Source organism: uncultured Dialister sp. (genome assembly GCF_937959425.1).
Classification (GTDB): domain Bacteria; phylum Bacillota; class Negativicutes; order Veillonellales; family Dialisteraceae; genus Dialister.
In genome coordinates this window covers 1-5,883 of the sequence record NZ_CALGPS010000107.1, presented here as the reverse complement: position 1 = coordinate 5,883, position 5,883 = coordinate 1, and the positions used below count along the sequence as shown (strand labels likewise).

Genomic DNA, 5,883 nt, shown 5'->3' with positions numbered 1-5,883 from the left:
TTCCCGTTCCGGCAGTTCCCCCTTTGGTGCCTGCGGCACCACCTTCCCCCCGCAGTTCGGTCGGGCAGATAAAAGGAAAGCGCCTTTATGGGCAGGCTAGGCGCCTTACTTTGCCCGACTTGCACATCCTATGCAGGATGTGCACAGTGGACAACAACCCGCTTTATACATAGCGCAACTTATGAGGAGAGGACAAGTATAGAGAGGCCTATTCTGTCCCCTGAATAGGGTGGCAAGCGAACGTGATTTGTAGGGGAGCGATAGCGACCTGAAAATCACGTGAGACGCTTTCCAGTGGAGAAAGTCCGGCGCAGCCGGATAAGGGGTGGCCACCGCAGGCGGCCAAATCAGCAGAATGGTACCTGAAGAGATGAGACATAAGTGCTTTTTCCCGTTCCGGCAGTTCCCCCTTTGGTGCCTGTCGGCACCACCTTTCCCCCTGTTCAGGGGGCACTATGGGCGCTGGGCAATGTGTCACATATGACACAGAAGGAAAGCGTAGAGAGGTTTTATTCTGTCCCCTGAATAGGGGAAAGTCCGGCGCAGCCGGATAAGGGGTGGCCACCGCAGGTGGCCAATTCGGCAGAATGGTATCTGAAGAGATGAGACATAAGTGCTTTTCCCGTTCCGGCAGTTCCCCCCTTTGGTGCCTGTCAGCACCACCTTTACCCAAAGGGAAGCATGTCACTGGATTTTCGGGTCGCTATGCTCCCCTACAAATCCAGTTCCTTTGCCACCCCTGTTCAGGGGGCACCATGGGCACTGGACAATATGCTCATGTGGTACTTATGGCAGCAGTGGCAGTAAAACCATACAACCGGGCTGGCGCCCGTGGGAAATGCCTTTCTAAAACCTTCGGCGCCAGCCGCCACCACAACCCTCGGGCCCAAAGGGCCCGTCAAACCTGAGAACCCTCCGGCTGGAAGCCGGTCAATCTTTAGAACCTTTTCAGCTACAGCCCTTCTACACAACCTGCGCCGACAGGCGCGCCCCTTTTTATACTGCGGCGCCAGCCGCCACCACAACCCTCGGGCCTGAAAGGCCCGTCAAACCTAAGAACCCGACCGCCGTAGGCCGGTCAATCCTAAGAACCTTTTTCCCAAGGAGCCCTCTTATGACCAAAAGAAATATTCCTGTAAAAATGAATGAAACCTACACCCTTAATATCCGTGACCTTGGCATCCACGGCGAAGGCATCGGCTCCGTCGATGACTTCACCATTTTTGTCCCCGGCGCCCTTCCCGGGGAGACAGTGACTGCCCGCATTGTGGCGGCCAAGAAGTCCTACGCCCAGGGGAAGCTGATTTCCATTGACAGCCCCTCTCCCTGCCGCACGAAGCCGGAATGTCCTGTTTACGACGCCTGCGGCGGCTGCCAGATTTCCCATCTCACCTACGAAGGCCAGCTGGCCCTGAAGGAAAAGCGGGTGCGGGACGTGGTGAGCCGCCTGGGCGGCTTCTCCGAAGACCTGGTGCTTCCCGTCCTTCCCGCCGCCCATCCCTGGAATTACCGGAACAAAATGGCCGTGCCCGTTTCCCAGGTCACCGGCGGCCCGGTGATTGGCTACTACCGCCAGGGGAGCCATCAGGTGGTGCCCATTGACGGCTGCCTCATTCAGGAAGAAGAAAACAACCGGGTTCTCCGCTTCGCCCAGGGATTCATGGCAAGGCACCATGTCCAGGGCTACAACGAAAAATCCCGCAAAGGCTCCATCCGCCACATCATGGCCCGCACCGGTGACAAAGGGGAAGTCATGGCCGTCATCATCACCGCCACACAGGCTCTTCCTTTTGCGGAACTCTGGGTGAAAGAAATGAGAGAACTCCTGCCGGAAGTAGTTTCCATCTACCACAACGTACAGGCCGGCCGGGGCAATGTGATCCTTGGAAATACCATTCACCACCTCTGGGGGAGAAAGACACTCACCGCCACCCTGGCAGGCCTCTCCTTTGAAATTTCCCCCTTCTCCTTCTTCCAGGTCCACAAAGACCAGGCGGAGAAACTGTACGAAACCGCTCTTGACTACGCCTCCCTCACCGGCGGCGAAACCGTCATCGACGCCTACTGCGGCACCGGCACCATTTCCCTCTGCCTGGCGAAGAAAGCGAAAAAAGTGATAGGCATTGAAATCGTGGAAGCGGCCATTGAAGACGCCAGAAGAAATGCGGCCTTCAACCACGTGGAAAACGCCGAATTCCACGCCGCCGACGCAGGCAAGCTCATGCCTGCCCTCTATAAAGACGGCCTCCGCCCCGATGTCATCGTCATGGACCCCGTCCGCGCCGGCTGCAGCGAAGACGTCCTCAAAGCCGCCGCTGCCATGGAACCGAAACGTATCGTCTACGTCTCCTGCAACCCCGCCACCTTCGCCAGAGACGCCAGAATCCTTGCCGGCCTTGGCTATACCCTCAAAAAAGTCCAGCCCGTAGACATGTTCCCCCAGACCATGCACGTAGAAACCGTGGCCCTCTTGGAAAGAGGAGAGTAGGATTTTTGTTCATGCTGGAATCAAATGAGCCATATGATTTATGAGGCCAATGGGCAGAAAAACCATACAACCGGGCTGGCGCCCGTAGAAATGCACCCCTTCTGCCGCCTGCGGCGGCGTCTCCCCCTAAAGGGGAAACGACTCACTACATTTTGCGCGTCGCTTGCGCTCCTTCAAAATGTGTTCGCTGTGCATCCACGGGAAAGCGTCTCACACGATTCTCAGGTCGCTGCGTTCCCCTACAGCACGGCTATCACCGACTCACAATATTTTGCGCGTCACTGCGTTCCTTCAAAATATGTTCGCTGGTGTGACTCGTGTTCGCTTGCCACCCCGGAGGGGCAGATTTTAGCGTTGCTATGCCTTGTGATACTTATGAGGTCATTGCTGCCCTGCGGGTTGTTGTGCCCCCGCACAGCGGGGGAAAGGTGGTGCCGTAAGGCACCAAAGGGGGAAAAGCCACCGGAGGTGGCTAATCATCACAATATGGTTCATAACGTATGAGCACAGAAGGGGAAGCGTAGAGCAAACTTCCCCCTCCGAGTGGAAGTACCGCCGCAGGCGGGGATAGGGGTGCATTTCCACGGGCCTCAGGACCGGTCTGCCTGTTTTCCCTCGCCCGCCAGGGCGGTTGTATGGTTTTATCAAAAGAGGCGCCTTATTGATTTTAAGGACACCCACCAGAGCTGCCACAGGCAGCTTTTTATTTTGTAAGTATTGCCGCGTCAGCGGCAATCCACAACCCTCGGCGCCGCAGGCGCCGTCAAACCTAAGAACCTTAAGAACCCTCGGGGCCAAGGGCCCCGTCAACCCTCACGCCTGAAAGGGCGTGTCCATGACGGCGGAGCCGCCACCGCTGCCCTCGGGCCTGAAAGGCCCGTCAAACCTGAGAACCCGACCGCCGACAGGCCGGTCAATCCTAAGGACCTTTTCAGTCACAACCCTTCTACACGACCTGCCGCGTCAGCGGCGCCCCCCTTCGCGCGCCCAAAGGGCGCGGCCCTTTTTTTCACAAAATTTCCTCTTGCACTTTTTCTCTCCATAGTTTATGATACATACAGGTTCATAAAGGGTTAAGTTTTAGATTCGAAGAGGAGTCCGTCAAGGGCTCCTTTTTCGATTTCCTGAAATGGACTAAAAGGCATAAACAATATTAGAATTGCATAAAAATACAGTTTCACAGTTGCAGAAAAGAATGCCTTTATAGTATGCTGAAAAAAGCATATTTCCGGCCCGGGGGATATGGGAGGAGAGAGGGTAAGCAGAGGAAACACGGACACTCTTGCAGAGATATTTTCACTCCTTCAGAAAGGGCAGGTTATCTATATATTTTTTCTAAGGGAGCGATGAACTATGAAAAAAATTCTCGCACTGGCTGCTGTAGCAGCACTCACTGCAGGCGTTTCCGCTTATGCAGCAAATCCATTTTCCGATGTTTCCACCGATGACTGGGCTTACCAGGCAGTCTCCGACCTCTCCGACCAGGGCGTGGTAGAAGGCTATCCGGATGGCACCTTCAAAGGTGAAAGAAACATTACCCGTTACGAACTGGCTCAGATCATTGCCCGCCTCATGGCAAAAGAAGACCAGCTGAACGCTGAACAGCGTGCAACCCTTGACAAACTGGCCGGCGAATACGCTGACGAACTGGCTAACCTGGGCGTTCGCGTAGCTAACCTGGAAAAGAAAGTAGGCAACATCTCCTGGTCCGGCAACGCTCGTATGCGTTTCAACCAGAGCTATGATGATGAAGGAAACGCTGCAGATAAATGGGATGGCCGTATGAAGATTATCGCCAAGGCACAGGTGAATGACAGCACCGTTGCTACCGGCCGTCTCCGCTACGATATGAACTTCAAAGATGCTGATTCCAACAGCAGCGTATGGATGGAAGAACTGAAAGTTAACCACCAGTTCGGTGACAGCTTCGACGTAACCCTGGGCCGTCAGGACCTCTTCCTTGGCCAGACCGGCATTGAATTCGATGATGAATTCGACGGTGCCATTGCTACCGCTAAACTGGGCGGTGTGAATGTTGACCTGGGCTATGGCCGTTTCTTCTGTGACGGTGCAAGCAATGGCAAATGGAGCACCAGCTCTTGGCTGAAGAATGATACCGAAACCTTCTTGGCACGTGTTTATGGCGATGCAGGCCGCATTTCCTACGACGTTGAATACCTGGACGGCAAGGACTCCCTTGACGCTCGTCTCATCGGCGCAGGCCTCACTGCCGGTCTTGGCGGAGACTTTAAAGTATTCGGTGACTACTACAAGAACACCGAATACAAAGGCGACCCCTACACCTGGACCGCAGGCCTTGGCTATGGCGCAACCGACTGGAAGAAACCGGGCACCTGGGACCTGAGCGCTCAGTACATCCATGCTGAAAGAGGTTCTTACCTCAATGACACCACCTACAACGTAGCTCCGGCTTCCCTGGTTGGAATTTCCGGTACAGATGAAACAGGTGATGTAAACACTGCTAAATACTGGCTCGTTAACGCTGATGTGATTCTCCAGAAGAACGTAAAACTCCATGGTGAATACGCATTCGACGTAAAGACCGATGACCACAAGGATTACGACGACCTCTGGTCCGTATCCCTGAACTACATCTTCTAATTTCCATTAGAACAAAAAAGAAGCTCCTCCCACAGGGGCTTCTTTTTTTGCTGCTCCGTGAAGGCCCTTGAGGAGAAATGCTCCGCAACTTAAGACTTGCACCCTTTGAGGATTTAGCCCTCCGTCATGCAGCACGGAAGACACAAAAGCAAATCCCCTAACGCCCTTGCCCACCCCTGCTTAAGGGGTGGGTGGCGAGCGCAGCGAGCCGGAAGGGGTCAGCCGTAAGGCATATAAGATTTGCGGCGAAGCCGCCACCACCACCCTCGGGCCTGAAAGGCCCGTCCCCCTTTGGCGGCTGACGCCACCACCTTTCCCCCGCAGTTCGGTCGGGCAGATAAAAGGAAAGCGCCTTAATGGGCAGGCTAGGCGCCTTACTTTGCCCGACTTGCACATCCTATGCAGGATGTGCACAGTGGACAACACCCGCTTTATACATAGCGCAACTTATGAGGAGAGGACAAGTATAGAGAGTCCTATTCTGCCCCCTGAATAGGGGGAAGTCCCGCGAAGCGGGATAGGGGGTGGCTGTGGAGGTCCTGCATAGGACCTCCAAGTCAGCCGAAGTTGGCCCTTAGCCTGCCCATAAAAGGGCCTTCCTTTTAGTCGGCTGACCGTGGTGAGCGGCCAATTTAGCAGAATGGTGCCTGAAGAGATGAGACATAAGTGCTTTTTCCCGTTCCGGCAGTTCCCCCTTTGGTGCCTGCGGCACCACCTTCCCCCCGCAGTTCGGTCGGGCAGATAAAAGGAAAGCGCCTTAATGGGCAGGCTAG

General features: G+C 55.1%; 2 protein-coding genes. Both read left to right on the top strand.

Annotation, left to right across the window (positions count from 1 at the left end; translation table 11 throughout):
* Positions 1-1,114: 1,114 nt before the first annotated feature.
* On the top strand, positions 1,115-2,488 hold the full coding sequence (rlmD, locus tag Q0482_RS04740; RefSeq protein ID WP_299144050.1) for a 23S rRNA (uracil(1939)-C(5))-methyltransferase RlmD: 1,374 nt from the start codon (positions 1,115-1,117) through the stop codon (positions 2,486-2,488).
* Between the two features lie 1,353 nt (positions 2,489-3,841).
* On the top strand, positions 3,842-5,110 hold the full coding sequence (locus tag Q0482_RS04735) for an S-layer homology domain-containing protein (RefSeq protein ID WP_299144047.1): 1,269 nt from the start codon (positions 3,842-3,844) through the stop codon (positions 5,108-5,110).
* Positions 5,111-5,883: the final 773 nt, after the last annotated feature.